Genomic DNA, 970 nt, shown 5'->3' with positions numbered 1-970 from the left:
AGGGACTTCACCGTCGAGAGCGTACCTTCTCCCGAAGTTACGGTACCATTTTGCCTAGTTCCTTCACCCGAGTTCTCTCAAGCGCCTTGGTATTCTCTACCCGACCACCTGTGTCGGTTTGGGGTACGGTTCCTGGTTACCTGAAGCTTAGAAGCTTTTCTTGGAAGCATGGCATCAACCACTTCGTCATCTAAAAGACGACTCGTCATCAGCTCTCGGCCTTGAAACCCCGGATTTACCTAAGATTTCAGCCTACCACCTTAAACTTGGACAACCAACGCCAAGCTGGCCTAGCCTTCTCCGTCCCTCCATCGCAGTAACCAGAAGTACAGGAATATTAACCTGTTTCCCATCGACTACGCTTTTCAGCCTCGCCTTAGGAACCGACTAACCCTGCGTCGATTAACGTTGCGCAGGAACCCTTGGTCTTTCGGCGTGGGTGTTTTTCACACCCATTGTCGTTACTCATGTCAGCATTCGCACTTCTGATACCTCCAGCAAGCTTCTCAACTCACCTTCACAGGCTTACAGAACGCTCCTCTACCGCGTCACTTACGTGACACCCGCAGCTTCGGTGTGTGGTTTGAGCCCCGTTACATCTTCCGCGCAGGCCGACTCGACTAGTGAGCTATTACGCTTTCTTTAAAGGGTGGCTGCTTCTAAGCCAACCTCCTAGCTGTCTAAGCCTTCCCACATCGTTTACCACTTAACCACAACTTTGGGACCTTAGCTGGCGGTCTGGGTTGTTTCCCTTTTCACGACGGACGTTAGCACCCGCCGTGTGTCTCCCATGCTCGGCACTTCTGGGTATTCGGAGTTTGCATCGGTTTGGTAAGTCGGGATGACCCCCTAGCCGAAACAGTGCTCTACCCCCCAGAGTGATACATGAGGCGCTACCTAAATAGCTTTCGAGGAGAACCAGCTATCTCCGAGCTTGATTAGCCTTTCACTCCGATCCACAAGTCATCCC

Annotated in this window: 1 rRNA gene; it reads right to left on the bottom strand. The window is 52.2% G+C overall.

The annotated features are described in order from the left end of the window. Window positions 1–970 (bottom strand): 23S ribosomal RNA (locus tag RXX31_RS24660); the annotation flags it as partial.

This window comes from Vibrio sp. EA2 (genome assembly GCF_033042495.1).
In the GTDB taxonomy this organism is placed as follows: Bacteria; Pseudomonadota; Gammaproteobacteria; order Enterobacterales; family Vibrionaceae; genus Vibrio.
This window is presented reverse-complemented; position numbering and strand designations above follow the sequence as displayed.